This is a genomic window from Streptomyces spinosisporus, assembly GCF_022698145.1.
GTDB classification, from domain to species: Bacteria; Actinomycetota; Actinomycetes; order Streptomycetales; family Streptomycetaceae; genus Streptomyces; species Streptomyces spinosisporus.
The window spans coordinates 13548-39162 of sequence record NZ_JALDAX010000008.1 but is presented as its reverse complement, the minus strand read 5'-3'; the positions used below and the strand labels follow the sequence as shown (position 1 = coordinate 39162).

The 25615-nt window shown below is 72.2% G+C and carries 24 protein-coding genes; 15 read left to right on the top strand and 9 right to left on the bottom strand.

Going from position 1 to position 25615, the window contains the following annotated elements; all coding sequences use genetic code 11:
* From MQN93_RS21590 to MQN93_RS21575, 4 genes are all read left to right on the top strand, one after another.
* Positions 1 to 1671 (top strand): FAD-binding dehydrogenase, encoded by a 1671-nt coding sequence (locus MQN93_RS21590; protein WP_242710860.1) that lies wholly within the window; start codon positions 1 to 3, stop codon positions 1669 to 1671.
* Between the two features lie 162 nt (positions 1672 to 1833).
* Complete coding sequence (locus MQN93_RS21585) at positions 1834 to 2520, top strand: FadR/GntR family transcriptional regulator (protein WP_242710859.1); 687 nt, start codon at positions 1834 to 1836, stop codon at positions 2518 to 2520.
* On the top strand, positions 2517 to 3899 hold the full coding sequence (locus MQN93_RS21580) for a tocopherol cyclase family protein (RefSeq protein ID WP_242710858.1): 1383 nt from the start codon (positions 2517 to 2519) through the stop codon (positions 3897 to 3899). Before MQN93_RS21585 ends, MQN93_RS21580 begins: the two co-directional genes overlap by 4 nt.
* Positions 3896 to 5752, top strand: a complete 1857-nt coding sequence (locus MQN93_RS21575) for a GMC family oxidoreductase (RefSeq protein ID WP_242710857.1) — start codon at positions 3896 to 3898, stop codon at positions 5750 to 5752. The genes MQN93_RS21580 and MQN93_RS21575 overlap by 4 nt, the downstream gene beginning before the upstream one ends.
* On the opposite strand, the gene MQN93_RS21570 is transcribed toward MQN93_RS21575, so the two are convergent.
* Positions 5707 to 6066 carry a DUF488 domain-containing protein gene (locus tag MQN93_RS21570; RefSeq protein ID WP_242710856.1) on the bottom strand — a complete coding sequence of 120 codons (360 nt, stop codon included), beginning with the start codon at positions 6064 to 6066 and terminating at the stop codon, positions 5707 to 5709. The genes MQN93_RS21575 and MQN93_RS21570 overlap by 46 nt on opposite strands.
* Positions 6067 to 6236: 170 nt before the next feature.
* Between MQN93_RS21570 and MQN93_RS21565 the strand changes: the two genes are divergently transcribed.
* Genes MQN93_RS21565 through MQN93_RS21555 form a run of 3 tightly spaced genes read left to right on the top strand, consistent with a single transcriptional unit; the run spans position 6237 to position 9547 of the window.
* A complete protein-coding gene (locus MQN93_RS21565) occupies positions 6237 to 6998 on the top strand; it encodes a hypothetical protein (RefSeq protein WP_372504417.1) in 762 nt (253 codons plus the stop codon).
* Positions 6999 to 7016: 18 nt separating this feature from the next.
* Positions 7017 to 7724 carry a response regulator transcription factor gene (locus MQN93_RS21560; RefSeq protein WP_242710855.1) on the top strand — a complete coding sequence of 236 codons (708 nt, stop codon included), beginning with the start codon at positions 7017 to 7019 and terminating at the stop codon, positions 7722 to 7724.
* On the top strand, positions 7721 to 9547 hold the full coding sequence (locus tag MQN93_RS21555; RefSeq protein WP_242710854.1) for a sensor histidine kinase: 1827 nt from the start codon (positions 7721 to 7723) through the stop codon (positions 9545 to 9547). The genes MQN93_RS21560 and MQN93_RS21555 overlap by 4 nt, the downstream gene beginning before the upstream one ends.
* A 43-nt stretch (positions 9548 to 9590) precedes the next feature.
* Here the strand turns inward: MQN93_RS21555 and MQN93_RS21550 are convergent, their stop codons facing one another.
* Together MQN93_RS21550 and MQN93_RS21545 are read right to left on the bottom strand one after the other, a co-directional pair.
* Positions 9591 to 9839: a WhiB family transcriptional regulator gene (locus MQN93_RS21550; protein WP_016433181.1), complete on the bottom strand. Its 249-nt coding sequence runs from the start codon at positions 9837 to 9839 to the stop codon at positions 9591 to 9593.
* A 119-nt stretch (positions 9840 to 9958) separates the two neighbouring features.
* Positions 9959 to 11173, bottom strand: coding sequence for a saccharopine dehydrogenase family protein (locus MQN93_RS21545; protein ID WP_242710853.1), 1215 nt, complete (start codon positions 11171 to 11173; stop codon positions 9959 to 9961).
* Between the two features lie 109 nt (positions 11174 to 11282).
* Here MQN93_RS21545 and MQN93_RS21540 point away from each other — a divergent pair, with 109 nt between their 5' ends.
* Positions 11283 to 11987 carry a TetR/AcrR family transcriptional regulator gene (locus tag MQN93_RS21540; RefSeq protein ID WP_242710852.1) on the top strand — a complete coding sequence of 235 codons (705 nt, stop codon included), beginning with the start codon at positions 11283 to 11285 and terminating at the stop codon, positions 11985 to 11987.
* A gap of 484 nt (positions 11988 to 12471) precedes the next feature.
* Here MQN93_RS21540 and MQN93_RS21535 read toward each other — a convergent pair whose 3' ends face one another.
* Entirely contained in the window at positions 12472 to 13383 is a 912-nt protein-coding gene (locus tag MQN93_RS21535; RefSeq protein WP_242710851.1) for a LysR family transcriptional regulator ArgP, read from the bottom strand.
* Between the two features lie 66 nt (positions 13384 to 13449).
* Between MQN93_RS21535 and MQN93_RS21530 the strand changes: the two genes are divergently transcribed.
* Together MQN93_RS21530 and MQN93_RS21525 are read left to right on the top strand one after the other, a co-directional pair.
* On the top strand, positions 13450 to 14067 hold the full coding sequence (locus MQN93_RS21530) for a LysE/ArgO family amino acid transporter (RefSeq protein WP_242710850.1): 618 nt from the start codon (positions 13450 to 13452) through the stop codon (positions 14065 to 14067).
* Between the two features lie 121 nt (positions 14068 to 14188).
* A complete protein-coding gene (locus MQN93_RS21525) occupies positions 14189 to 15484 on the top strand; it encodes an MFS transporter (protein ID WP_016433175.1) in 1296 nt (431 codons plus the stop codon).
* 16 nt (positions 15485 to 15500) lie between these two features.
* On the opposite strand, the gene MQN93_RS21520 is transcribed toward MQN93_RS21525, so the two are convergent.
* From MQN93_RS21520 to MQN93_RS21510, 3 genes are all read right to left on the bottom strand, one after another.
* Positions 15501 to 15953 carry a cyclic nucleotide-binding domain-containing protein gene (locus tag MQN93_RS21520; protein ID WP_016433174.1) on the bottom strand — a complete coding sequence of 151 codons (453 nt, stop codon included), beginning with the start codon at positions 15951 to 15953 and terminating at the stop codon, positions 15501 to 15503.
* Between the two features lie 301 nt (positions 15954 to 16254).
* A complete protein-coding gene (locus MQN93_RS21515; RefSeq protein WP_242710849.1) occupies positions 16255 to 17742 on the bottom strand; it encodes an aminotransferase class I/II-fold pyridoxal phosphate-dependent enzyme in 1488 nt (495 codons plus the stop codon).
* A 56-nt stretch (positions 17743 to 17798) separates the two neighbouring features.
* Entirely contained in the window at positions 17799 to 18020 is a 222-nt protein-coding gene (locus tag MQN93_RS21510; RefSeq protein ID WP_016433172.1) for a hypothetical protein, read from the bottom strand.
* Between the two features lie 268 nt (positions 18021 to 18288).
* Between MQN93_RS21510 and MQN93_RS21505 the strand changes: the two genes are divergently transcribed.
* The 5 genes from MQN93_RS21505 (at position 18289) to MQN93_RS21485 (ending at position 21559) form a co-directional block, all read left to right on the top strand.
* Positions 18289 to 18732: an ATP-binding protein gene (locus tag MQN93_RS21505; protein ID WP_242710848.1), complete on the top strand. Its 444-nt coding sequence runs from the start codon at positions 18289 to 18291 to the stop codon at positions 18730 to 18732.
* 181 nt (positions 18733 to 18913) lie between these two features.
* Positions 18914 to 19765, top strand: coding sequence for a SigB/SigF/SigG family RNA polymerase sigma factor (locus MQN93_RS21500; RefSeq protein ID WP_016433170.1), 852 nt, complete (start codon positions 18914 to 18916; stop codon positions 19763 to 19765).
* Between the two features lie 31 nt (positions 19766 to 19796).
* The gene (locus tag MQN93_RS21495; protein ID WP_016433169.1) at positions 19797 to 20030 is read left to right on the top strand and encodes a DUF5133 domain-containing protein; all 234 of its coding nucleotides are present in this window, start codon (positions 19797 to 19799) and stop codon (positions 20028 to 20030) included.
* 185 nt (positions 20031 to 20215) lie between these two features.
* Positions 20216 to 21055 (top strand): DUF1206 domain-containing protein, encoded by an 840-nt coding sequence (locus MQN93_RS21490; RefSeq protein ID WP_242710847.1) that lies wholly within the window; start codon positions 20216 to 20218, stop codon positions 21053 to 21055.
* Between the two features lie 72 nt (positions 21056 to 21127).
* On the top strand, positions 21128 to 21559 hold the full coding sequence (locus MQN93_RS21485) for a hypothetical protein (protein ID WP_016433167.1): 432 nt from the start codon (positions 21128 to 21130) through the stop codon (positions 21557 to 21559).
* Positions 21560 to 21780: 221 nt separating this feature from the next.
* Here the strand turns inward: MQN93_RS21485 and MQN93_RS21480 are convergent, their stop codons facing one another.
* Together MQN93_RS21480 and MQN93_RS21475 are read right to left on the bottom strand one after the other, a co-directional pair.
* Positions 21781 to 24027, bottom strand: coding sequence for an FUSC family protein (locus MQN93_RS21480; protein ID WP_242710846.1), 2247 nt, complete (start codon positions 24025 to 24027; stop codon positions 21781 to 21783).
* 78 nt (positions 24028 to 24105) lie between these two features.
* On the bottom strand, positions 24106 to 25482 hold the full coding sequence (locus MQN93_RS21475) for an NAD(P)/FAD-dependent oxidoreductase (protein ID WP_016433165.1): 1377 nt from the start codon (positions 25480 to 25482) through the stop codon (positions 24106 to 24108).
* Positions 25483 to 25615 lie beyond the last annotated feature (133 nt).

Sequence of the window (25615 nt, the reverse complement as noted above, 5' to 3'; positions counted from 1 at the left end):
ATGGATGCGGACGTCATCGTCGTCGGAGCGGGCCTCGCGGGCCTGGTCGCCGCGCACGAGCTCACCAGCCGGGGCCGGCGGGTCGCGCTGGTCGACCAGGAGAACGCCGCCAACCTCGGCGGCCAGGCGTTCTGGTCCTTCGGCGGACTCTTCCTCGTCGACACCCCGGAGCAGCGACGGCTCGGCATCAAGGACTCCTTCGAACTCGCCTGGAGCGACTGGCAGGGCAGCGCCCAGTTCGACCGCGAGGACGACGAGGACTCCTGGGCGGTGCGCTGGGCGCGCGCCTACGTCGAATGGGCGGCGGGGGAGAAGCGGTCCTGGCTGGAGGGGCACGGCATCAAGGTGCTGCCCACGGTCGGCTGGGCGGAGCGCGGCGACCTCAGGGCGCACGGACACGGCAACTCCGTGCCCCGCTTCCACATCAGCTGGGGCACCGGCACCGGAGTCGTCGAACCCTTCGTGAACTACGCCAAGCAGGCCGCGCGCGACGGACTGCTGACCTTCCACCACCGGCACCGGGTCGACGAGCTCGTCATCGAGGAGGGCGCCGCGCGCGGCGTGCGCGGCACGGTCCTCGCCCCGGACGACTCCGCGCGCGGCGTCGCCTCCAACCGCGACCGCATCGGTGACTTCGAACTCACCGCGAAGGCCGTCGTCGTCACCTCCGGCGGCATCGGCGCCGACCACGACATCGTCCGCCGCTACTGGCCCGAGCGCCTCGGCACCCCGCCCACCGAGATGGTCACCGGCGTGCCCGCCTACGTCGACGGCCGCATGCTCGACATCAGCGCCGAGGCGGGCGTACGGCTGGTCAACCGCGACCGCATGTGGCACTACACCGAGGGTCTGCGCAACTGGGACCCGATCTGGCCGGGGCACGGCATCCGCATCCTGCCCGGCCCGTCGTCGATGTGGCTCGACGCCCTCGGCCGCAGGCTTCCCGACCCGTGCCTGCCGGGCTACGACACCCTCAACACCCTCAAGTACCTGCGCACCACCGAGGACATCGCCGAGCACAACCACTCCTGGTTCATCCTCACCCGGAAGATCATCGAGAAGGAGTTCGCGCTGTCGGGCTCCGAGCAGAACCCCGACATCACCGCCAAGGACAAGGCGGCGGTGCTGAAGAACCGCCTCGGCAAGGGCGCCCCGGGACCGGTGGACGCCTTCCTGCGCAAGGGCGCCGACTTCGTGACCGCGCCGACGCTGGAGCAACTGGTCACTAAGATGAACGAGTTGACGGACAAGCCGCTGCTGGACGCCGCCGAGGTGCGCCGCCAGATCGAGGCCCGCGACCTGCAGTTGGCCAACCCGTACAGCAAGGACTCCCAGATCCAGGGCATCCGCAACGCCCGCCGCTACATCGGCGACCGCCTGGGCCGCGTCGCCGGCCCGCACCGCATCCTCGACCCGGCGGCGGGACCGCTGATCGGCGTCAAGCTCAACATCCTCACCCGCAAGACCCTCGGCGGCATCCAGACCGACCTGGACTCCCGCGCCCTGGGCACCGACGGCGACCCGATCGAGGGCCTCTACGCGGCCGGCGAGGTCGCCGGCTTCGGCGGCGGCGGCGTCCACGGCTACAACGCCCTGGAGGGCACCTTCCTCGGCGGCTGCCTCTTCTCGGGCCGCGCGGCCGGCCGGGCGGCGGCGCGGCAGACCGCCTGACCAGGGCTGAAGGGCACAAGGGGCGGCCGGTCGACGCGACCGGCCGCCCCTTCGGCGTCGCCATGTGAACGGCGGGCGTGCGACAGGGGGTTGACCGTCGGTCAATGCTGCTGGTTGAGTGGATCAGCCACTCATCCACACCATTCGCCCGAGGAGGCACCCGTGGAGGCCCTGCCCCGCGAGACCATCGTGGACGTCCTGGAATCCAGGCTGCGCGAGGACATCCTGGCCGGACGCCATCCCGCGGGCAGCTATCTGCCTCCGGAACGCCAACTGGCCGACGGGTACGGCGTCACCCGCACCACCCTCAAGCACGCCTTCGGCCGCCTCGTCCAGGCCGGCCTGCTGGAGACCCGGCACGGAGTCGGCACCAAGGTGCGTGACTACGCCCGGCTCGGCGGCGCCGACCTCCTGCCGATGCTCGTGCGCCACGACGCCAAGTGGGTCCGGGAGATCTTCGAAGTACGGCGCTCCGTGGGCGCGTTGATCGCCGAGCGGGCCGCGGCACGAGCCACCTCCAAACAGCACGCCGAACTGCGCCGGCTCCTCGATGCCGTACGGGAGGCCGTCGGCGCGGACGCGGTGCAGCTGGCCGACGTCGAGGTGCACCGCGCGCTGGCCCGGGCGACCGGCAACCGGGTCTACGTCCTGCTGACCAACACGCTCTTCAACGCCTATCTACCCGTACGCGCCGCCCTGAGCGGGCCGTTCACCGACCCGGAGACGGCCCACCGGCGGCTCGCCCCGGTGGTCGAGGCGGTGGCGTCCGGCGACGGCCGGAAGGCGCACGCGGCAGCCGACGCCTATCTGCGGGTCACCGAGAAGATCATGCTGGAGGGACTGGCGTGAGGGGCACGACGTTCACGGAGACGATGCTCGGCACGGTCCGGCTCGACACCGGCGACCCGGTCCGCCGCATCCGCCTGGACCTGCGGGCCGAGTGCGAGGAGATCCTGCGCCCGCACCGCACCACCTCCGCCCAGGTCCACGGCCGCCTCCGCATCGCCGGACTGGCCGACGACCCAAACGCCACAGGGGAGTTGGAGATATCCCCGCTCGCCCGCCGCCGCATCCGCTACCGGCTGACGTTCACCGCCGACGGCCGCGACTTCACCCTGGACGGCTGGAAGTCGGTGAGCCCGCGCCACCCGGTGAGGTCGATGACCGTCCTGCCGTTCACGCTCTACGAGGACGGCGCGCGGGCCGGACAGGGCACCCTCCGCTTCCCCGTCACGACCGGACTCGCGCCCTTCCTGCTGAGCTTCCGCTTTCCCCGGCGCGAGGACGCCGCCCAATACGCCGTGCCGCGCTGGGACGGCAGCCCCGGTCGCACCGAGGTCTGGTACACCACCCTGACCGACCCCGCGACCGGCACCGGCATCTGGCTGCACCACGAACTGGTCGCGCCCGCCGACGGATCCGCACCGATCGCCCACGGCTGGGCGGCCGCCTTCCCGCCCGAGGGAAAGGTGCGCCACGTCCGCTTCGGGCCCGCCCCCTGGCACAGCCCCACGCACGGCTTCACCGCCGAAGGCGTCGACGCGGGCCCGGGCCGACTGACCGGCAGCGCGGGCGACTTCCACTGGAACCTCACCGAACAGCCCCTGGGCGAGCCGCTGTTCACCTTTCCCCGCTGGTCCTGGCGGCGCCCCCTGCTCCCCGCGACACACATGCTTCCGGCGGCACGGGCCACCTACGACGGAACGTTCGGCGACGGCGAGAACACACTGACACTGCGCGCCGCCCCCGGAGCCTCCGCCCGCATCAACGGCCGTGGCAACGCCCGCCGTTGGGCCTGGCTGCACGCGGACCTGGGCGGCTCGGACGTCCTCGAAGTGGTCGCGGCGGTGTCGACGCGTCCCGTGCTGCGGCGACTGCCTCCGCTCGTCTTCCTGCGTCTGCACCGCAACGGACGTACCTGGCCGCGCCGGCCCGAGCGCTCCGCGGTCGGCCTGCTCGGCGCCGGACGGTTCCGCGCCCGCATCGGGCTGCCGACGTGGACCGTGACCGGCCGTACGCTGCTGCGCCGCATCCGCGTCGAGGTCACCCAGCCCGAGGAACGCACGCTCGCCCTGGACTACCGTGACCCGGACGGCGCCGCCGCCGTGTGCCGCAACAGCGAGAGCGCCGACGCGACCGTCCTGCTGGAACGCTGGTGGGGCCGCTGGCGCAGCGAGGCCTCATGGACCCTGCGGGCCACCGCACATGCCGAGGTGGGGGACCGATGAGCGCACACGGACTGGTCGCCGCCCTGCTCGCCGACACCGACGACGAGGAATGGGCAGCGCGCGTGCCCGCCCGGCTCGACACGTTCCTGTCCGCACTTCCGGCGCCGGTACGTGCGGGAGTACGCACGGCTGCCGCCGCCGTCGACGCCTACGCCCTGCTGCACAGCGGGCGCCGCCTCGCCGGACTCACCCCGGACGAGCGCGAGCGCGTGCTCGGGTCGCTCGCCGCACGCCCCGGGCTCGTACCGGCGCTCGACCTCCTCAAGGTCCCCGTGCTGCTCGCCGCGGCCACCGAGCGGACGCCGCTTCCACGCGCAGAGGTTGCGCCGGAGGACCCGCCGCTGGACTGCACCCCCGCCGAGGAGTGGCCCGACCGCGCCACCGCCGACGCCGTCGTGGTGGGCTCCGGCGCCGGAGGGGCCATGGCCGCGCGGACCCTCGCGCGCGCCGGGCTGTCCGTCGTCGTGCTGGAGGAGGGCGAGCACCACACAACGGCATCCTTCGGCCGCCGACCGCCGCTGGACCGCTTCACCGATCTGTACCGGGACGGCGGCGCGACGGCCGCGCTCGGCAACCCGCCCCTGCTGCTGCCGGTCGGACGGGCCGTCGGCGGCACCACCGTCGTCAACTCCGGTACCTGCTACCGCACTCCGGACCATGTCCTCGACCGCTGGAGCCGCTGCCACGGCTTCCACCTCGCCGACGGCCTGCCCGCACATCTCGACGAGGTCGAACGCACCCTGCGCGTCGCCACCCAGCCGCTCGGCGTCCTCGGCGCCAACGGCCTGCTCGCCCTCGCAGGCGCCGAACGGCTCGGCTGGCGGGCGGGTCCGCTGCGCCGCAACGCGCCGGGCTGCAAGGGCTCCTGCCAGTGCGTCGTGGGCTGCCCCACCGGTGCCAAGCAGAGCGTGCAGCTGTCCGTGCTGCCCGAAGCGTGCGCCGCCGGAGCGCGCATCGTCACCGGCGCACGGGTCCTGCGCATCCTGCTCGACCACGATCGTCCGGGCCTGCCCAGGGCATCCGGCGTCCTGGTGCGCCGGGCCGACGGCAGCGAGCTGGAGATCCTCAGCCCTCTCGTCGTCACGGCCGCGGGAGCGCTGCAGACGCCGCAACTGCTGCGCCGCTCCGGCCTCGGCGGCCATCCCCGCCTGGGCCGCAACCTCAGCGTCCACCCGGCCACCAGCGTCGCAGGCCGTTTCCCCGAACCGGTCACCTCCTGGAAGGGCGTCCTGCAGAGCGCCGGCATCGAGGAACTGCACGAGCGCGGCATCCTGATCGAGGCGACGGCGAGCCCGCCCGGCATGAGCAGCTTCGTCCTGCCCGGCGTCGGCCGCTCCCTGCGCCGCGAACTGGAGGGCGCCGACCGGCTGGCCGTCCTCGGCGCCATGATCGCCGACCGTCCCTCGGGCCGCGTCCTGGGCCGCGACCGCACCCTGGTCCGCTACAGCCTGGACCCCCGCGACGGCGAGCGGCTGATGACGGCTGTACAGGCCATGGGACGTGTCCTGTTCGCCGCGGGGGCGAAGGAGGTCCTCACCGGCATCCCCCGGGCGCCGCGCGCCCGAACCCTCGGTGAACTCGACGCCCTGCTCGCCGGCATCACCGCGCGCGATCTGCATCTGTCGGCCTTCCACCCGACCGGCACCGTCGCCGCGGGCGGTGATCCGCACCGGGCGCCCGCCGATGCCGAGGGCCGGCTGCGCGGCGTCGACGGCGTGCTCGTCGCCGACGCCTCGGTGCTGCCGGGCTGCCCGGAGGTGAACCCCCAACTCAGCATCATGGCAGCCGCGTTGGCCGTCACCGAGAGCTACGCCGAGCGCTCCTCCAGCAGCCGGAGCAGCACGGCGGCGTGACTCGTGTCCGGCTCCTTGGCGGCGGTCAGCAGCGTCACGGTCCCCTTGGCAGCCAACTCCCGTACGTGATCCAGGAGTTCGGCCGCCTCGGGGGCGTCCAGCTCCGACTCGTACCGGCCGGCGAACTCCTCGTAGGACCCCTCGCCCGCGTGGTACCAGCGGCGCAGCTCGGTGGACGGGGTCATGGCCTTCGGCCACTCGTCCACCTGCGCGGACTCCTTGGAGATCCCGCGCGGCCACAGCCGGTCGACCAGGACGCGGACTCCGTCGTCCGGCTCGGGCGACTCGTAGACACGACGCACGCGAACACTCATGCCCGGTCCTTCCTGGATGACGGGATACGTCCTTGCGGTGACGGGTGATGTCGAGCGTAGTGCGACGGCGCCCTGTGACGCTGGGTGATGTGATCCGAACGGGCACTGTCGAAGTCGAACAGCGCTCAAAACCTGACGAGTTCCTCACATGAGTCGGTCACAGTCGATCCGTGATCATGATGAAACCCCGTTTCGCCCTGCTCGCTGCCTGTCTGCTCCTGACGGGTTGCGGCAGCGGGGCCGTGGCCTCGACGGGCCCTGCGCCCGGCGCCACGGCCGACCCGGGTACCCCCACAACCAGTCCGACCGTCTCGTCCTCGCCCGCGATGTCCCCCCAGGGCGCCCCGCTGAACCTGCCGGGCCTGGGCCCGAAGACCCGCGCCCGCATCCCCACCGACGCCCGCCAGGCGGTCGTCGTGACCGGTCGCGGCAAGGACTCCCCGCGCTCCACGGCCGTCCTGTACCGGCGCACGGCCGAGGGCTGGCACGCCGACGCCACCTGGCCCGCGCACAACGCGCTCAAGGGCTGGTCCGACCACCACATGGGCAACGACCTGCGCTCGCCCATCGGCGTGTACGGCCTCACCGACGCCGGCGGGCTGCTGGCCGACCCCGGCACGCGGCTGCCGTACCACCACTCCCGCGGGTTCGTCTCGCCCGGCACGGGATTCGAGGGCGAGCCGCTCGCCGGCTCCTTCGACTACGTGGTGGCCATCAACTACAACCGCAAGCCGGGCACCACCCCGCTCGACTGGACCCGTCCCCTCGGGGCCGCCCGGGGCGGCGGCATATGGTTCCACGTCGACCACGGCGGCCCCACCCACGGCTGCGTCAGCATCTCCGAGCGGCACATGAAGGACCTGCTGCGCGCGCTCGACCCCGCCCTCCATCCCATCGCCGTCATGGGGGACGCCAAGTCCCTCGCGCGCTGACCATCTAGGATCCGCCGCGTGTGCGCACATGTGCTGGTCGCCGAGGACGACGAGATGCAGGCCGAACTCATACGCCGTTCCCTGCTGGCCGAGGGCCATACGGCCACGGTGGTCCACGACGGCGCGGCCGCGCTGGACGCCGCCCGCAGACTCCGGCCCGACCTGGTCGTCCTCGACCTCATGCTGCCCGTCGTAGACGGCTTCGGGGTGTGCCGGGTGCTGCGCGGCGGTGACCGGTCCGGGGACGACATCCCCGTGGTGATGCTCACCGCCCGCTCCGAGGAGGACGACGTCCTGCTCGGGCTGGAACTGGGCGCCGACGACTACATGACGAAGCCGTACAGCCCGCGCGAGCTGATGGCCCGCATCCGCACCGTGCTGCGGCGCAGCGGCCGGGCCGTCGGCCTGCGGGAGGATCCCGTCGTACGGGCGGCGGGGCTCAGCGTGGACCCGGAGCGGCACGAGGTGCGCTGCGAGGGCGAGCCGGTGGAGTGCACCCCGGCGGAGTTCCAGATCCTGCTGGCCATGGTCGCCGAGCCCGAACGCGTCTTCACCCGGCGGCAGTTGCTGCAGTGCACCCACGGCTTCGACCGGGCGTCCACCGAGCGCGCCATCGACGTCCACATCATGAACCTGCGCCGCAAGATCGAGACCGACCCGCGCCGCCCGGTGCGGCTGCTGACCGTGTTCGGGGTCGGCTACAAGCTCAGCGGCGGCCGTCCGTGAAGCGCCGTATCCCGCTGCGCAAGCGGCTGCTGGTGCGGCTGCTGATCGCGTCGGCCCTCATCGCGGTCTGCTCGGTGGCGGCGACGGCCTGGCTGGCGGTGGAGACCACCACCCGGGCCCTGCGCGAGGAACAGGGACAGGACCTCGCCGACGACATGAAGATCCTGGCCGAGCTCAGCGGCTACGCCGCCACCCACCCCCGCTGGAACGGCGTCCAGTCCGTCGTACGGCACCTGGCCGCGCAGACCGGCCGGCGCATCGCGCTGACGACCGCCGACCGCACCCTGATCGCCGACTCCGCCGCCAAGGGCACCGCCCTGCCGCTCGGAGCCGCAGCGACCGTCGACCCCCTGCACAGCGACACCTACAGCGAGACCGGCGCACAGCTCAGCGGGATCGACCCCCGCGCGGTCGGCCCGTACAAGCTCACCGCACGCGAACGCAGCACGCTGCAGGCCATCGCCGAGAAACAGCGGTCCTGCTACGCCCGCTTCAGCATCGACACCAGGATCGAGCAGACACCGAGCGGCCGCCCCGCCCTCCTCGACCCGGACGGGACCGCCGCGTCCGACTACCTGCCCCAGGAGTGCGGATACGGACAGCTCGGCGTCCCCACCCGCACCGAGACCAAGGCCCTCGAGGCGTTGAGCGAGGGCGCCCGCGGCTGCCTCAAGGACCACGGCCTCGGCTCCGACCAGCCGCTCTACCTCATGCTCAACCCCAACGCGGCGGCCCCGTCGAGCAGATACCTCGTCGCCAAGTACGCCAAGATGGGCGACTCCTCGGCGATGAAGACCGTACGCAGCTGCACGGACGACGCGCTGCGTGCCCAACTCGACCCGTACGTCGCGCCCGTGGCCGAGCTCTACCTCGGGGACGACGAGACCGCCCCGCCCCGCTTCGACATGTCCCCGGCCAACAAGGCCAAGATCGTCGGCGCCGCCGGGCTGGTGCTCGCCGTCACCGTCGTCGTCACGGCCGTCGTCGCCACCCGCCTCGTACGGCCCCTGCGCGCGCTGACCGAAGCGGCCCAGCAGCCGCCGGACATGCATGTGCGGGTACCGGTGACCACGCGGGACGAGACCGGCATCCTGGCCGAGGCGTTCAACGACCTCACCGAGCGCCGCGAACGCCTGGAGTCCCAGCGCAAGGCCATGGTCAGCGACATCGCCCACGAACTGCGCAGCCCGCTCACCAACATCCGCGGCTGGCTGGAGGTCACCCGGGACGGTGTGGTCGACCCGGATCCCGCGCTGCTCGCCTCCCTGCACGAGGAGGCCCTGGTGCTCCAGCGCGTCATCGACGACCTCCAGGATCTCGCCGCCGCCGACGCCGGCACCCTGCGGCTGCACCGCGAACCGGTGCGCGCCGACGAGCTGCTCGACCAGGTGGCCGCCGCCCACCGTGTCGCCGCCGACGCGGCCGGCGTCACCATCCGCACGGAGGACGACGGCGCCGCCTGGCTCGACGCCGACCCGGTGCGCATGCGGCAGGCGCTCGGCAACCTGGTCTCCAACGCGCTGCGGCACACACCCGCCGACGGCACCGTCACCCTCGCGGTCCGCCGCAACGGCGACGAGGTCGTCTTCACCGTGGCGGACACCGGCAGCGGTATCGCGCCGGAGGATCTGCCGCATGTCTTCGAACGGTTCTGGCGGGCCGAGAAGTCCCGCAGCCGCCGCACCGGCGGCAGCGGACTCGGCCTGCCGATCGTCCGTCATCTGACCGCCGCGCACGGTGGAACGGTCGTCGCGGCCTGCGAACCCGGCTCGGGCGCCGTGTTCACCCTGCGCATGCCGGGCGGGCCGGCACCCGAGGGCTGAGTGCGGCGATCTGCCGGTGAAGCAATCGACTGCCTCGGTGGTGTCAGTTGCGTGCGTCGGCGCGCTCCCGTCGCCGTAGCGCACGCCGTTCGGTCTCGCTCGTGCCGCCCCAGACACCCATGCACTCCGTGGTGTCCAGCGCCCAGCGCAGACACCGCTCCCGGACGGGGCAGCGCCGGCACACCGCCTTGGCCTGCTCGGTCTGCATCAGTGCCGGGCCGGACGTGCCGATGGGAAAGAAGAGGTCGGGGTCCTCGCTGCGGCACGCGGCCTGGTCTCGCCAGTCGTCCATCAATGTCACCTGCGATCGAAGTCGTACGTGCCCTCGCCGATGGCTTACTCGATTGCGGGTCACCTGTCGATGCGTGTGTGAAACAACGGAGTCCTGGAGAAGGCCGCGAACCCCTCCGGTCACTGCTCGCGCATGCCCCACGGGGAGCCGTACGCGGTGAGCAGTTCGAGGAAGGGACGTGCCGGGAACGCCTCGGGACCGAGCACGCCGGAGCCGGACCAGGCGCCGGTGGCGACCAGTTCGAGGGCGACGACCGGGTTGACGGCCGTCTGCCACACCACCGCCTGGCTGCCGTACTCCGCCATGGACCACTGGTTGTCCACGACGTGGTAGAGGTACACCTCGCGCGGCGCACCGTCCTTGGTGCCCCGCACCCAGGTGCCCGCGCAGGTCTTGCCGTGCATGCGCTCGCCCAGCGTCGCCGGATCGGGCAGACACGCGGCGACGACGTCCCGGGGCGAGACCGCCACGGCGCCCGCGGCGCTCGGCACGGTCACCGGGTCGGTGCGGTCGAGTCCCAGCAGATGCAGGGTCCGAAGCGTCTCGATGAACTCCCGTCCCAGGCCGTACTTGAAGGTGACCCGGCGCGCCTTCACCCAGCGCGGCACGAGCAGCACCTCCTCGTGCTCGACGTTCACGCACTCCACGGGGCCGATGCCCTCGGGGAAGTCGAACACCTCCGGCTCGCTGAACGGCTCGGTGGTGAACCAGCCGCGGTCGGACTCGTAGACGACCGGAGGGTTCAGGCACTCCTCGATCGTGGTCCAGATGCTGAAGGACGGGGCGAAGTCGTACCCGTCGACGGTGAGGTTCGCGCCGTCACGGACGCCGATCTCCTCGATCTCGTCGAAGAGTTCGTCGGCGGCGTACCGGGCGAAGACGTCCGACAGGCCGGGCTCCACACCCATGCCCACGAGGGCCAGCGCGCCCGCCTTCTCCCACTCCTCGGCCTGCGCGAACTGCTCGTCGCCCAGCTTGACCCCACACTTCTCGTACGGCTGCTCGCCGTGCGGGTGCGACAGGGACATCGCCATGTCGAGATAGGTCGCGCCGGCGGTGCGCGCCGCGCGGAACAGGGGCATAACGAAGCGTGGGTCGGTGGCGTTGAGGAGGACATCGCACTCGTGCCGGCGCAGCAGCTCCGCCACCGCGGCCTCGTCACTCGCATCGACTCGCTCGGCTGCGAAGCGGGCGTCGTCGAGGGCGGCGACGGCCGCCTCTGCGCGCGCCGGGTCGTAGTCGGCGACCACCATCGCCTCGAAGAACGGCCGCCGGGCGGCGATCCGGGTGATGGCGGTGCCGACGCCTCCGGCGCCCACGAGCAGTACACGCATGACAGATCTCCCTGTCCTGAGGGTCGAAGTGCTGAGGGGCCCCGCCGCTGATACAACGCCGCAGGTCGGCTAAGGTCAATGGCGTTGGCATAAGGCGGGAGGTCGTGCGGTGCCCAAACCGGTGGTGCCCGAGGAGAAGCGGCGCAGGCGCCGGCCGACCAAGAGCGGCACGGTGCTGTCCGAGGCGCTCATCGTCGAGACCGCGCTGCGCATGCTGCGCGAACACGGCAGCGCGGGCCTGACCGCACGCCGTCTCGGCCTCGCCCTGGACGCCGATCCGAGCACCCTCTACCGCTACTTCCGCGGCATGGACGACCTCACCCTCGCCATCGGCGACGCACTCATCGGACAGGCCCTCGACGGCTGGGCCCCGACGGGGGAGTGGCGCACGGACCTGCGCGCCGTCGGCCTGCGCATCCACGCCGCCTACCTCGCCCGCCCGCAGGCGGCCGTGCTCACCACCAGCCGGGTCAGTGGCCGCGCCAACGAACTGGCGGCGGACGAGGCCGTCCTGGAGATACTGCGCTCGGCCGGTTTCCCACCGGCGGACACGGTCCGCATCTACCACGCCTTCATCGACCAGACCCTGGCCTTCGCCGCCCTGGACGCCGCCTCCCTGACCCTGCCCAGCGCGGCACTACGCGCCGACGAGGCCGTCTGGCGATCCACCTACGCCCGCCTCCCCCGCACCACCCACCCCCGTATCGCCGAAACAGCCCCCCTCCTGGCAGCCCGCATGACCCACAGCGCCTACCCAACGGCCCTGGACATGCTCCTGGACAGCGCCTCCGCACAACTGAACTCCCTGCACTGAGCCACCGGGCACCGCTTCGGTCGGGCGGCGGGGTGCGGTGTGCCGATAGGGCCGGTGTGCACCGCGTGGCACCGATGCTCGCGCTGCGCGCGGGCTCGGGTGGGTTCACCCGGGCGCGTGGCGCTGCACCACCGAGGTGGCGGCTCCGGATGCACCGCGCCGCCCCGAGTGGCCCCGACGTGCCGTGCGCTGGTGGTTTCACCTGCGCCGGGCGCCGCTTCCGTCCGGCGCCGCACGCGCGGGTGGCGATGCGGCGGTCCGCTCGGGCCGTACCCGTGCCGCACCGAACGCTCGCGCTTCGTTCCGTCCGCCATGGGTTCACGCGTGCCGGACCGCTGCCTCCGTTGGGTGCGGTACGTGGAGGTGGCGATGCGGTGGTCTGATCCGGCCGCACGGCGCCGTACGCCGCGGGGTACTTCCGGCGGCCCACCCCAGACGCACCGGACCTCATCGCACCGCTGCGAAGTCCCAGCAGCAGACGAGTTCACCCGCCCCGCAACGCCCCCTCCGCCGCGGCGAGTACCGCCTTCGCCACCACGGCCAGTGCCGGGGAGTCGAGTTTCCACTGTTGCCAGTACAGGGGGACGTCCAGGGCGTGGTCGGGGGCGAAGTTGATGAGGTGGCCCGTGCGGAGGAGGGGTTCGGCCTGGACCTCGGGGACCAGGCCCCAGCCAAGGCCGGCGGCGACGGATGCCGCGAAGCCCTCGGAGGTCGGGACGTAGTGGCGTTCGGGGCTTGCGCCGGTGCGGTCGTGGCGCAGGCGGCGGACGAAGCTGTCCTGGAGGTCGTCGCTGCGGTCGAAGCCCACGGTGGGCGCGGTGGCGAGGACGTCGCGGAGGGGGCCGTCGAGGTGCTCGCGGGCGAAGTCGGGGTGGGCGACGGGGACGTAGCGCATCTTTCCGAGGGCGCGTACGGAACAGCCCGTCACGGGCTCGGGCGACGATGTGACGGCGGCCATCACCACACCCTCGCGCAGCAGGGACGCCGTGCGGGTCTCGTCCTCGCGGCGCAGCTCGAAACAGAGCCGCGGCTCATGGCGTACCTGTGTGAGCGCCGGCAGGAACCAGGTGGCCAGCGAGTCGGCGTTCACCGCGATCGAGACCCGGGTCGCCTCCCCGGCGGCGCTCATGCCGAGTTCGGTGCGCGCGTCGCGTTCCAGCCGCGCGAGCTGCCGGGCGAAGCGCACGACGATCTCGCCCGACTCCGTCGGCCTGACCGGTTTGGTGCGCAGCAGCAGCACCCGCCCGGTGCGCTGCTCCAGCGCCTTCACCCGCTGACTGACCGCCGACGGCGTCACATGCAGCGCCGCGGCCGCCGCGTCGAACGTCCCCTCGTCCACCACCGCGAGCAGGGTGCGCACCTGGTCGAGGGGTAGCTCCGTCAGCTCCGTCTTCACGACAGCTAAGGATACGTAAGAATCTTTAGCTGTACGTCAGAACTCCGCTTCCATAGCGTCAACGGCATGACAAACGCCTTGACCACCACCGTCGCCGGCTTCGGCACCGGCCTCTCGCTCATCGTCGCCATCGGAGCCCAGAACGCCTTCGTGCTGTGCCAGGGCATCCGCCGCGACGCCGTCCTCGCGGTGGTCGGCATCTGCGCCCTGTCCGACGCGCTGCTGATAGCGCTCGGCGTCGGCGGGGTCGGCGCCGTGGTGGTCGCCTGGCCCGAGGCGCTGACCGTGGTCGGCTGGGTGGGCGGCGCCTTCCTGCTCTGCTACGGCGTCCTCGCTGCCCGGCGCGTGCTGCGGCCCGGCGGCGACGCCCTGCGCACCGAGGGCGACCCGGCGGGCTCGCGCAAGCGGGCCGTGCTCACGTGTCTGGCGCTGACCTGGCTCAACCCCCACGTCTATCTCGACACCGTGTTCCTGCTCGGCTCGATCGCCGCCGACCGCGGCGCGCTGCGCTGGACGTTCGGCCTCGGCGCGGCCCTCGCCAGCCTGTGCTGGTTCGTGGCGCTCGGCTTCGGCGGCAGGGCGCTCGGCCGCTTCCTGGCCCGGCCGGCCGCCTGGCGCGTGCTGGACGGACTGGTGGCCGCGACCATGCTCACGCTCGGCACCCTGCTGATCGTCAGGGCGTGACGGCCGGGGCGTAACGACCGGGCCCGGCGTCCAGCATCCGGGCACGCGTGTCCCGAACTGCCCGCCGGTGCTGCGATAGTGGAGCCCGAACCGATAGATGTAGCAAGCAACCAGGACGGTCGTGGACACCAGCGAGAGCAGTACGGACCCGAAGACCACGGACCCCGTCGCGGTCGACCCGCCCCGGCGCGGCTGGCGCCGCTGGGCCATGGACACCCGCCCGCTGAGCATCCCGGCCTACCGCCGGCTGTGGTCCTCGACCATCGTCACCGCCGTCGGCAGCCAGCTCACCGCGGTCGCCGTGCCCAAGCAGATCTACGACATCACCGGCTCCTCGGCGTGGGTCGGCGCCGCGAGCCTGGCCGGTCTGGTGCCGCTGATCGTGTTCGCGCTGTGGGGCGGCGCGATCGCCGACAGCATGGACCGCCGCAAGCTGCTGCTGCTCACCAACTCCGGGATCGCCCTCACCTCGCTGCTGTTCTGGGTGCAGGCGATCACCGGACTGGAGTCGGTGGCCGCGCTGATGGTCCTGCTCGCGATGCAGCAGGCGTTCTGGGGTCTCAACGCCCCGGCCCGCACCGCCTCGATCGCCCGCCTGGTGCCCGAGGCCCAGCTGCCCGCCGCCAACGCCCTGGGCTCGACCGTCATGCAGACCGGCCAGGTCGTGGGACCGCTGCTGGCCGGTGTGCTGATACCGGTCATCGGCCTGCCCGAGCTGTATCTCATCGACGCCCTCGCGCTGTGCGTGACGGTGTGGGCCGTCTACAAGCTGCCCTCCCTGCCACCGCTGGCCGGCAAGGCGGCGCGGGCCGGGGTCCGCGCGATCGTCGAGGGCTTCCGCTACATCTCCATGCACAAGGTGCTGCTGCTGTCCTTCCTCGCCGACATCGTCGCGATGGTCTTCGGCATGCCCCGCGCCCTGTTCCCGCAGCTCGCCGCCGAGACCTACCGCCCCTTCGGCGAAGGGCTCGCGCTCGGCCTGCTGTTCGCGGCGATCCCCATCGGCGCCGTGCTGGGCGGGCTGTTCTCCGGCACCTTCTCCCGGGCCCGCCGGCACGGCTGGATGGTGATCGGCGCGGTCGTCGCCTGGGGCGTCGCGATCACCGGCTTCGGGCTCAGCGGCAATCTGTGGATCGCGGCCGCCTTCCTGGCCCTGGCCGGTCTCGCCGACATGGTCTCGATGGTCTTCCGCGGGGCCATTCTGCTGTCCGCGGCCACCGACGAGATGCGCGGCCGTATGCAGGGCGTCTTCACGGTCGTCGTCGCGGGCGGGCCGCGCCTGGCCGACGTGCTGCACGGCACCGCCGGCTCGGCGTTCGGACCGCGCGCGGCGGTGGCGGGCGGCGGCGTCCTAGTCGTCGCCGTGATGCTGGCCCTGGCCGCGGCGGTCCCGGCGCTGCGCCGCTACCGCATCTGAGTCCCCGCGTGCGGGCCTAGAGGATGCTGCGCCCCCGGCTCGCGTGTTCCATGAGCTTGCCGCGGGTGGTCTCCAGACGGTGCGCGAGGATCTCGGCGACACTGCGGACCAGCGACAGACCGAGCTGGGTGTCCTCCTCGCACAGCCGCAGCACGGCCGCGGCGTCGAACTCGTAGGCGCGTACGGGGCTGAAGGCCTCCGCGCCGAAGTCCCACTCGTGCGGCGGGAACAGCCAGGACCAGCCCAGCAGATCGCCCGCGCCGAGGCTCGCGACGGTCACCCGCTGCAGCGAGTTGACCTGCTGGCTGAGGGAGACGGCGCCCGAGCGGATGACCCAGAAGCGGTCGGCCCTGCCTCCCGCCTCGAAGATCCGGGTGTCCTCGGGGAAGGAGACCTCGCGCGCGAGCGTCATCAGGCTCTGGCGCTGGGGCGGGGGGAGGGCGGTCAGCAGTTTGATCGCTTTGGTCATGACGCGGGGCTCCTCGCCGACGATCGGTTGCGGTGCTTTCCCTACGCCCATTTCAGCTGCTGTGGAGGCCCCGGGCACCTCGGCGTACGGCAGTTCCCGCCGAAATCGTCCGCGAAACTTCACAGGACGCCGCCCAACTCCCGGCGGGCATGAAAAAGCCCTGGCTGGACGGGGGAGACCAGCCAGGGCCGTAAGCGGTGGCGGCGGAGGACGGTACGGTCGACTCCGTCACCACGTATGGATGAACGCTAAACCATCAACCTGACTTTTGGGTAACCGGGAGCCGGTTACGTGACCCGTTTCACTCCGCGGCCTCTTGATCGGACGCCACCACCCTGATCGTGGCGAGCGTCGGATCGGTCGGGTCGGGCAGGTGCATACCCGCGTCCAGGCCGGTGCGCAGATACCGCAGCACCGGAGCGGTCAGCCGCTCGCCCGGCAGGACGGCCGGGATCCCGGGCGGATACGGTGTGATCATCTCCGCTGCGACCCGGCCCTCGGCGTCCTCGGCGGGCACGTCCTCGGTGGGACCGAAGAAGGCGTCCCGGGGCGGCAGGGCCTGTGCCATGCGCAGCTCGGCCGGCGACGGCACGTCGACCCGCGGGCCGGCCGCGAGCCCCGGCGCGGCACGCGCCAGATCCTTGAGCGCGGCGAGCAGTTCGTCGGCCGTCCCGCGGTCGTCGGCGTGCGTGATCTGCGCGCCGATGCGGCGGTGGTCGACGAGATGCGCGTCCAGGGACCGGTTGTCCCGCAACCAGTCCGCGGCCCGGAACCCGGTGATGCCGAGCCCGGCGATGTCGATGATCACGGGCAGCGGATCGAAGTCGTCGGCCAGCCCCTCGCCGCAGAAGTCGGCGCGGTCGTGGACGTGCATCCCGTCGATCTCCTCGATCGCCGCCCGGACCTCGGCCGCCAGGTCCAGTGCGGCGCCCATGAGGTCCCGCCCGTGCAGCGCCATCTGACGGCGCCAGCCGTCCATCCCGGCGTAGATCAGCACCGACGGGCTGGTGGTGCCGAGCAGGTCCGCCCGTGTCTTCAGCACGTCCACCGGAACGAGTTCGCCGCGCCGGTGGAAGACGGAGCCCTGCTCCAGCCCACTGCCCATCTTGTGGATGCTCGTCACGCAGATGTCGGCGCCGGCGTCCATCGCCCAGGTCGGCAGGTCGGGGTGGAACGGCAGATGGGCGCCCCAGGCCTCGTCCACCACCAGAGGGCGCGAGCGCCGGTGGCAGACCTCGGCGATCTCCGCCAGCGCGGCGCAGGCACCGTACGGCGTCGGGCTGGTGACCAGCGCACCCTTCGCGTCGGGATGGGCGTCGAAGGCCGACTCGAAGTCCTCGGCGGAGGGAGGATGGGCGATATGGAGCCGCGCGTCCCAGCGCGGCTCGACCCAGACCGGCTCGATACCCGCCAGGATCAGCCCCGACACGACCGACTTGTGCGCGTCCCGCCCGATCAGCAACTTCTCGTGCGGGCCCGCGACGGACAGCATGGCCGCCTTGACGGACAGGGAGCTGCCGCACGTGGTGAAGAACGTGTCCTCGGCGTGCACCGCGTCGGCCATCAGCTCCTCGGCCCGTTCCAGGACCCGGCCCCGGGTGAGCCGGTCGTCCAGTCCGCCCGACGCCAAAACGTCACCGAGGAAGACCGCGTCACCGAGCACCTCGCGTACGGCGGGGTCCGCGCCGCGTGCCTGTTTGTGGCCCGGCGGCGTGAACGCCAGCCGCTTGCGGCGGTGGTAGTCGACGAGGGCCTCCAGTACGGGTGCACGGCTGTGATCTGTCACCATGCGCACCCGGGTTCCCGGCCGGGACAGAGCCAATCGGGGACCGGGCCGCCCGGACGTCAGTCCTGTGCGGTGTGTTCGCCCGGGGTCACGATCTCGTCCAGCACCCTGAGCACCGCCTCATAGGCGACGGTCCGCACCGAGGCCTCGCGTGCGGCCTCCGGATCGGTCGCGCGCAGGCCCTCGCCCCGTGCCCGCCACGTCTCCTCCTCCTGCCGGGCACAGTCGCGTGCGCGCTGGATGCGCCGAAGCAGCTCGTCCGAGTCCACGACATCCGTCATGACATTCGCGTACCCGCCAAGAGCACCGTGATGGCCGGGAGTTTCCGTGTCCGGCGGAAGGTTTGAGGGGGCCGCGGCAGGTGAGCCGAACAACAGAGCCCGCGGTGCTCGCGCGGCGGTGGGCACAACCGCCGCGAACGGGCGGGGGAATCACGTGTCCGTGAGGACGACGTCCGGACACGGCGACGACCGCGGGCGGGACCGGATCCGGCTTCGCTTCCCCCCGCATGAGCAAGCCGGCTCACCAGCGATCACAGGGAGCCAGGCGATGTGCGAGGAGCACACGACCGAATCCACCCTCCGTCGACCGGGCGCACAGCGGACCATGCCACCGCGGTCGTGCAAACCTGCCGACGCGCGAAGGGCGGTGGAGCGAGCGGTCGCCGAACGCTTCCGGACCACCTGCACCCGCTGCGACCCGGCCGCCCTCGACGACGCCCTGCTCGTCGTCTCCGAACTGACGACCAACGCGATCCTGCACGGCGGCGGCGTCACCGACTTCCGCGTCGACGTCCTCGGCAGCGGCGTGCGCGTCTCGGTGTGCGACCGCAGCGACCGGCTGCCCGTCGCCAGGGACAACGCGGACCTGCTGCGGCGGCAGCGGGTCGGCGGACACGGCTGGCCCATCGTGTGCCGGCTGGCCCGCGACGTCCGCGTGGCCGAGCTGCCCGCGGGCGGCAAGTGCATCACCGCCGTCGTCCCGCTGCGCTGACTTTCGTTCCATTTCGGCATATGTGTTTGGTCCTGCGGGGTGAGGGCATACGGAGGTTCGTGCTTCGGACCGGAGGCGCGCCAGCGGGAGCGGCATGGCTGCCCCGGGCCCCCTTCTGTCGGTCCGGGCGTCCACGTTCCCGCGGTAAGTCCCTGACCCCCTCGTTCAGGAGCGATTCCGCATGCTCATCGACACGTCGGCAAGCACGCCCGCCACGCAGGCCCGATCGGTCGCCCAGAAGGGGCGACGGCACGACGACGCACCGGACACGGCCCAGCTCTTCGCCCGCCTCGCCACCCTGGACAACGGCCCCGAGCGGGACGCGGTGCGGGACGAACTCACCAAGGCGTGGCTGCCCATGGCCCACCGGATCGCCGGCCGCTTCCGCGACCGCGGCGAGTCCCTCGAAGACCTTCGCCAGGTCGCCGCGCTCGGCCTGGTCAAGGCGATAGACCGGTTCGACCCCGAACGCGGCGCCTTCGAGAGCTACGCCGTGCCCACCGTCACCGGCGAGATCAAGCGGCACTTCCGCGACCGGATGTGGGCCCTGCGGGTGCCCCGCCGGGTGCAGGAACTGCGCAACAAAGTACGCGTCGCCCGCCGCGACCTCATCCAGACCCCGGGCGCCCCCGAACCCACCCCCGCCGACCTCGCCGCCCACACCGGGCTCACCGAGGACGAGGTGAACACCGGCCTGGAGGCGCTCGAAAGCTACAGCACCCTCTCGCTGGACGCCGAACTCTCCCGCGACGACGACGGCTACAGCCTCGCGGACACGCTCGGCACGTCGGACTCCTCGTACGACATCGTGATCGACCGCGAGTCCGCCAAGGAAGGCCTGCGCCACCTGCCCGAGCGCGAGCGCGCCATTCTCTACATGCGCTACTTCGAGGACATGACGCAGAGCCGCATAGCCGACCAGCTCGGCATCTCCCAGATGCACGTCTCCCGGCTCATCAGCCGCAGCTGCGCCCGGGTGCGCGCCGAGGCGCTGGGACAGCGGAACCGGCGCGGACGGACCACCGAGGCATGACCCACCCCGAGCGAACCAGGAGTACCGCACGATGCTGATGCCTCATCCCGCCGTCCTGCGCAGACTCGTCGAGGAGTACGAGTCGGCACGGGCCGAGGACGCCGAGACGGGTACGGGCCGGGTCGGCCCGCGGGCGCAGGACCTCGCCTACACGCTGTGCGTGTCGACCGGCACACGCGACATCCGGCAGGCCCTGGACGCCGCACACGCGATGCTGGCGGCCACGTCCGAGGCCCCGGTGGAAGCGAAGCAGATCAAGGTGTAGTGACCTTCACGGTGCGCGGCGCGGAGTGTTCGGCACTCCGCGCCGCGCTCTGTTCGGAGAGAAGCACGGGGGCGCACAAGTCGTGCGGTGGACCGCGGATTGCGGGGCACGCGTATGCGCAGGACATGACGGCACTCCGGAGGGACCGGCCGACGGCGGGTCCCTCCGGATTCGGGGAGGTGCACATGAACGCGAGTGCCATGGCGCGGACCAGCGGGCTCGAAGCGAAGAGGGCGGCACGCGGCTCGGTGACGGAGGGCGCCGCCCGGGCGGGGCTCAGCGCACGCGGCGCGATCTATCTGGTGGTCGGCGTCCTCGCTCTGCAGATCGCCTTCGGTGACACCGGCAAGCAGGCCGACCAGGGCGGCGCCGTCGACACACTCGCCCGCCAGCCGCTCGGCGCCGTCCTGCTGTGGGCCCTGGGCCTCGGGCTGGCCGGCATGGCGGTGTGGCGGCTCTCCGAGGCCGTCTTCGGCTCGGTCGGGCCCGACGGCCGTACGGCACGCAAGCGGCTGCTCGCGGCCGGCCGCTTCGTCTTCTACGTGGTCGTCGCCTACTCCGTGCTGATGTTCGCGGCCGGCCCGCACGGCGGCGGCACCGGATCCAGCGACCAGCGGTCCCGTGACATCACGGCACGCGCCCTGGACCTGCCCGCCGGGCAGTGGCTCGTGGGCGCGGTCGGCGCCGGCGTCGCCGTGGCCGGTGTTTGGATCGCCGTAGGGGCGATACGCCGCTCCTACCACGACGAACTCAAGCGCGGCGAGATGTCCCGGTGGTCCCGGCGGCTGGTGGACATCACCGGTGTGGGCGGCGGGGTGGCACGCGGGCTGGTGTTCACCGCCGCGGGGGCCTTCGCCGTGCGCGCCGCCGTCGACTACGCACCGGACCGGGCCAAGGGCATGGACGACACCCTGCGCTCGTTCGCGCACACCCCGCTCGGCCCGGCGTTGCTGGTCTGTGTCGCGGCCGGTCTCGTCCTGTTCGGGCTGTTCTCGTTCGCCATGGCCCGCTGGCGCCGGGTCTGATGTGCGGGGCGATCGCGTCCGACACGCATGGGGACCGTGTCTGATACGCGCAGGATTGGGCACACGGTCCGGATGAACGAATCCGAGTTTCCACCGGAGCACCGGCCCGTCGACCTCTATCTCGGTCTCCTGCGCGCCCGGATGGACACGGAGGACTACCGCCAGCTGCTCGGCGTGGTCGAGCCGGTCCTGCGCGCGCTGGAGGAACAGCGGCTGCCCGCCGTGGACTTCGCACTGGAGGGCGACCAGGGGGACGGCCTGTCGCAGGAGGTCCGCGACGAGGCCGCCCTGGTCATCGCCGCCGCGGTCACCGGCCGACTGGACAACGAGGTCGTCGAGATCGACCTCGGCGACAACGGCCCGGTCCGGGTGATCACCGACGCGGACACCGCCTCCGACCCCGACCGACTGGGCGAGATCGCCGACTACATCCGAGCACGGCACCACCAGGACGAGGAACTGCGTGGCATCGCCGAGGCCAGCGGTCTGCCGACGGACTTCTGAGGGCGGCAGGGGCTCACTCGCGGCGGACGGTCACCGCTTGGGTGCTGCCACCGGCACTTTGAGCGGCCGGGCCAGACCCCGCACCGCGCGGGTCGCCGACGAGAATGCCGCTTTCGATCCCGGCCCGGCACCACCAGGACGAGGAACTGCGTGGCATCGCCGAGGCCAGCGGTCTGCCGACCGACTTCTGAGGGCGGCAGGGGCTCACCTGCGGCGGACGGTCAGCGCTTGGGTGCCGCCACCGGTACCTTGAGCGGCCGGGCCAGGCCCACCACCGCCTCGTCGAGACGCTGGAGATGTCTGAGCACCCGGTCGGTGATGCGGCCGTAGCGCGAAGCGCCGGGCAGTTCGTTCTCCAGGAGGGCGGCGATGCTCGCCCCCGTCTCGACCTCCACGGCGGCGCTGTCGTCCGCGACCCGGGCCGCGATGGAGCCGATGTTGCGCAGGATGCGCCGGCCGGCCCGCCGCAGCCGGGGATCCGCGGCGATCGACGGATGCGTCGGCAGCAGCTCGGCCATCGCGGCCAGCGAACGCGCGTGATACGCGCACGTCTCCAGGAGCGCGACCAGATAGCGCGCGGTGTCGCGCCGTGCCCGCATCGGCGTGACCGGGTGGGTCAGTGGCTGGGTGGCCGCACGCAGGTCCGCGAGCGCCTGGTCCAGGTCGCGCGCCTTGTCGAGCAGTTCGGCCGGGTCCCCACCACTGAGCTGGTCCACGGCGGCCTCGGTGACATCGGCGAGCCGGTCCAGCACGGTGACCAGGAGGTCGTTGGTACGGCGGTCCGTGTGCACCGGCAGCACGAACGCCGCCGCGATGATCCCGCAGGCCGCGCCGAGCGCCGTCTCCTCCACGCGCAGCACCAGCACCGACAGGCTGTAGGTGTGCAGCAGGGTGTAGAGCACGCCGAGCGCGGCGGTGACGAAGAACGACATCAGCGTGTACGACAGCGGTGCCGTGTAGAACATCGCGAACACACACAGCAGGACCAGTACGAACGCCGTCCAGGTGTGGTGCCCGACCAGGCCCGCGAGCAGCAGTCCCGCCACGACCCCGAGCACCGTGCCCAGCAGCCGCCGGTAGCCCTTGACGAGGATCTCACCGGTCGAGGCCGTGTTGATGAACACGATCCAGCAGGTCAGCACCGCCCAGTACCAGCGCTGGCTGGACAGGAACTCGCCGCCGACGATCGCCAGTGACGACCCCACGGCCACCTGCACGGCCGCCCGCGTGGTGGGCCGCTCCAGGCCCTCCTTCGGCTCCTCCGCGCTCTCCTCGCTCGCGTCGATCGCCGCGTCCTCGGCGTCCAGCTCCTCACGCGAGCGGGCCGTCGAGGGGGTGTCGTCGGCGTCGTCGGGCGCCGCGCCGAGCGCGATCCGCAGCCCGAGCACCGCGCGGGCGGCCTCGCCGATGCCGCGGAAGACGTCCTGGACGGCGGACGAGGCCTTCGGCAGATTCTCCTCGTCGCGATAGCCCAGCAGCCGGTTGCGCAGCTGCGCGAGGCCCGCGCCGGTGCCCTGGGAGACGGGCCGCAGCACCAGCAGCCGTAGCGCCTCCAGATCGCGGCTCAGGGTGGCGGTCGCCTCGTCGCCCGCGGGCAGTCGGTTCCCCGCGGGCGGCACGGGCGCGCCCGGCAGATGCAGGGTCAGCGTGTCCGCTCGCTCGGCGCTGCGGGCGTTCAGCAGCAGCAGCCCGAGCCGCTCGGCGGCGATCTCCGCGTCCGCGACACGGCGCTGCACGAGCCGGGCCATGGCCGCGTCGGCGGTTCCCTCCTCCAGCCGGCCCTGGATCATCATGGCGGTCTCGTGCAGACGCGAGGTCCCGTCGCGTACGTCATCGAGCGCCTTGTCGCTCTCGTCCGGACCGGCGTCGAGCAGCGCGAGCTGTGCGGTCACGAGCTGCGCCAGCCGGGCCCGGAAGGCCTCGCGCAGCCGCTCCAGGATCCCCGCCGGGGTCTCGGGCACGAGCGCGAAGCGCACCACCGCACTGCACGCGGCGGCGACGGCGACGACTCCCCACAGCGTCGGCAGCGTCGAGACGGTGGCGCCGACGAACAGGGACATGAAGTAGACCTGGAAGCCGATCAGCCCCAGCGCGGTGCCCCGGTCCCCGAACCGCCGGGCGTAGACGGCGCAGAAGATGAGGACGACGAAGAAGAGGTCACCGCCGACGACCCGCGAGTGCAGGACCGCCGCGAGCGAGACCGAGGCCAGCGCCACCGGCAGACCCAGGGCCAGCGTCACCGCCTGCTGGGAGCGCTGCTTCTCCCGGATGGCGAAGGTGGAGACCATGGCCGCGATGGCACCGGCCACCAGCAGCTGGACACCGGCCCCGAACGCGGAGAGCACGGCGAGCGTGAGGGCGATGGATCCCACGGTCCGCAGGCCCGCGGCCAGCCGCAGCAGCCCGGGATCGGACGCGGCGACGAGACCGCGCAGCCGCGCCCGGACCGACCCACCCGCTGTCCTCACGCCGCCGTACTCTCTCCCGCGTCACCTCATGATCCGGCTCTCAGCATCGCATGACGTGCGCGGGGCGTGCGCACCGGCTCATGCCTCCTTGTGCTCCGCCCCCTCGACATGGGTCCGTACCTGTTCCGGCGTCATATAGGCGTCCGTGAACTCGAAGTCCTTCAGCCGCGCGGCCTTGCGGGCCTGGAATCCGGTGCGCACGAAGTCGTCGCCCGCGACGGCGTTGAGCGTCCAGTTCGTCGCCACCCGTACCTTGGCGACATTGGTGCGCAGGGCCCACCAGTGGTAGCCGCGGGCGGCGAACTGGGCGGGCAGCCCGTGCAGTTCGACGCCGAGCGGCTTGGAGACCGCATCCTTGCCGCCGAGGTCGACGACCAGTCCGAGGTCCTTGTGGACGTACGGCGTCAGCGGCTGGTTGCGCAGGGTCGCCACGACGTTGTCGGCGACGTGCGTGCCCTGCCGCATCGCGTGCTGGGCGGTGGGCGGGCAGATCGCGCCCTCTTCCCCCTTGGCCTCGTCCGGCACGGCCGCGGCGTCCCCGAGGGCGAAGACACCGTCCTGACCGGGCAGGGTCATCTCGGCGTTCACCGCGAGCCGGCCCCGCACGGTCTCCGCGCCGAGTGTGGAGATGAGCGGGCTCGCGACGACACCGGCGGTCCAGATCAGGGTGCGGGTGGGCACCACGCGGCCGTCGGTGAAGGTGACCTCCTCGGGCCCCGCCTTCTCGATGGAGACGCCCAGGGAGACGTCGATGCCGCGGCGCGCCAGGATCTCCTGCGCGGAGCGCCCGAGCTTGTCGCCCAGCTCCGGCATCAGCTTCGGGGCGATGTCGATGAGGTGCCACTTGATCAGCCCCGGGTCGATACGGGGATAGCGCTTGACGGCCGCGTGCGTCAGCTTCTGCAGACAGGCCGCCGTCTCGGTGCCGGCGTATCCGCCGCCGACCACCACGAACTGCAGCCGCGAGGCGCGCTCCGCGGGGTCGTCGCTGGCGTCCGCCAGATCGAGCTGGGAGATGACGTGATCGCGGATGTAGGCGGCCTCGGCAAGGGTCTTCATCCCGAAGGCGTGCTCGGTGAGCCCCGGGATGTCGAAGGTGCGGGTGATGCTGCCGGGGGCCAGCACGATGTAGTCGTAGCGCTCGTTGATGATCTGGTCCGTGATGGTGCGGATCACACACACCTTGGACTTCAGGTCGACGCCGATGGCCCCGCCCGGGATGATCCGGGTGCGGTACCGCTTGCTGCGGCGCAGCGAGACGGCGACCGACTGGGGTGTCAGGACGCCGGAGGCGACCTGGGGCAGCAGCGGCAGGTAGAGCTGATAGGAGAACGGCGTCACCAGGGTGACGTCCGCCTCGTCCGGCGCGAGTTTCCGCTCCAGGCGGCGCACGCACCCCACGCCGGCGAAACCTGCGCCAACCACCAGGATCCTGGGTCGTGTCACGGTGTTCATCCCTCTCTGCGGCTCCAGGCGGTCTGCAACCGACGCCCTTCGCATGCCCTGGATCGCTGCTTGCACCACATCGATCCCACCGTGCCTTCAGCCGTTCCGCCAGCTGGGTGCGGCAGGCAGACGAACGCGTCGA

Bases quoted from the DNA above. Each gene is read 5' to 3' on its own strand.
- MQN93_RS21500 (WP_016433170.1), top strand. From the start codon at position 18,914: ATGCTCATCGACACGTCGGCAAGCACGCCCGCCACGCAGGCCCGATCG.
- MQN93_RS21530 (WP_242710850.1), top strand. From the start codon at position 13,450: ATGACAAACGCCTTGACCACCACCGTCGCCGGCTTCGGCACCGGCCTC.
- MQN93_RS21520 (WP_016433174.1), bottom strand. From the start codon at position 15,953: ATGACCAAAGCGATCAAACTGCTGACCGCCCTCCCCCCGCCCCAGCGC.
- MQN93_RS21545 (WP_242710853.1), bottom strand. From the start codon at position 11,173: ATGCGTGTACTGCTCGTGGGCGCCGGAGGCGTCGGCACCGCCATCACC.
- MQN93_RS21475 (WP_016433165.1), bottom strand. From the start codon at position 25,482: ATGAACACCGTGACACGACCCAGGATCCTGGTGGTTGGCGCAGGTTTC.
- MQN93_RS21570 (WP_242710856.1), bottom strand. From the start codon at position 6,066: ATGAGTGTTCGCGTGCGTCGTGTCTACGAGTCGCCCGAGCCGGACGAC.
- MQN93_RS21490 (WP_242710847.1), top strand. From the start codon at position 20,216: ATGAACGCGAGTGCCATGGCGCGGACCAGCGGGCTCGAAGCGAAGAGG.
- MQN93_RS21590 (WP_242710860.1), top strand. From the start codon at position 1: ATGGATGCGGACGTCATCGTCGTCGGAGCGGGCCTCGCGGGCCTGGTC.
- MQN93_RS21515 (WP_242710849.1), bottom strand. From the start codon at position 17,742: ATGGTGACAGATCACAGCCGTGCACCCGTACTGGAGGCCCTCGTCGAC.
- MQN93_RS21510 (WP_016433172.1), bottom strand. From the start codon at position 18,020: ATGACGGATGTCGTGGACTCGGACGAGCTGCTTCGGCGCATCCAGCGC.
- MQN93_RS21495 (WP_016433169.1), top strand. From the start codon at position 19,797: ATGCTGATGCCTCATCCCGCCGTCCTGCGCAGACTCGTCGAGGAGTAC.
- MQN93_RS21485 (WP_016433167.1), top strand. From the start codon at position 21,128: ATGAACGAATCCGAGTTTCCACCGGAGCACCGGCCCGTCGACCTCTAT.
- MQN93_RS21575 (WP_242710857.1), top strand. From the start codon at position 3,896: ATGAGCGCACACGGACTGGTCGCCGCCCTGCTCGCCGACACCGACGAC.
- MQN93_RS21550 (WP_016433181.1), bottom strand. From the start codon at position 9,839: ATGGACGACTGGCGAGACCAGGCCGCGTGCCGCAGCGAGGACCCCGAC.
- MQN93_RS21505 (WP_242710848.1), top strand. From the start codon at position 18,289: ATGTGCGAGGAGCACACGACCGAATCCACCCTCCGTCGACCGGGCGCA.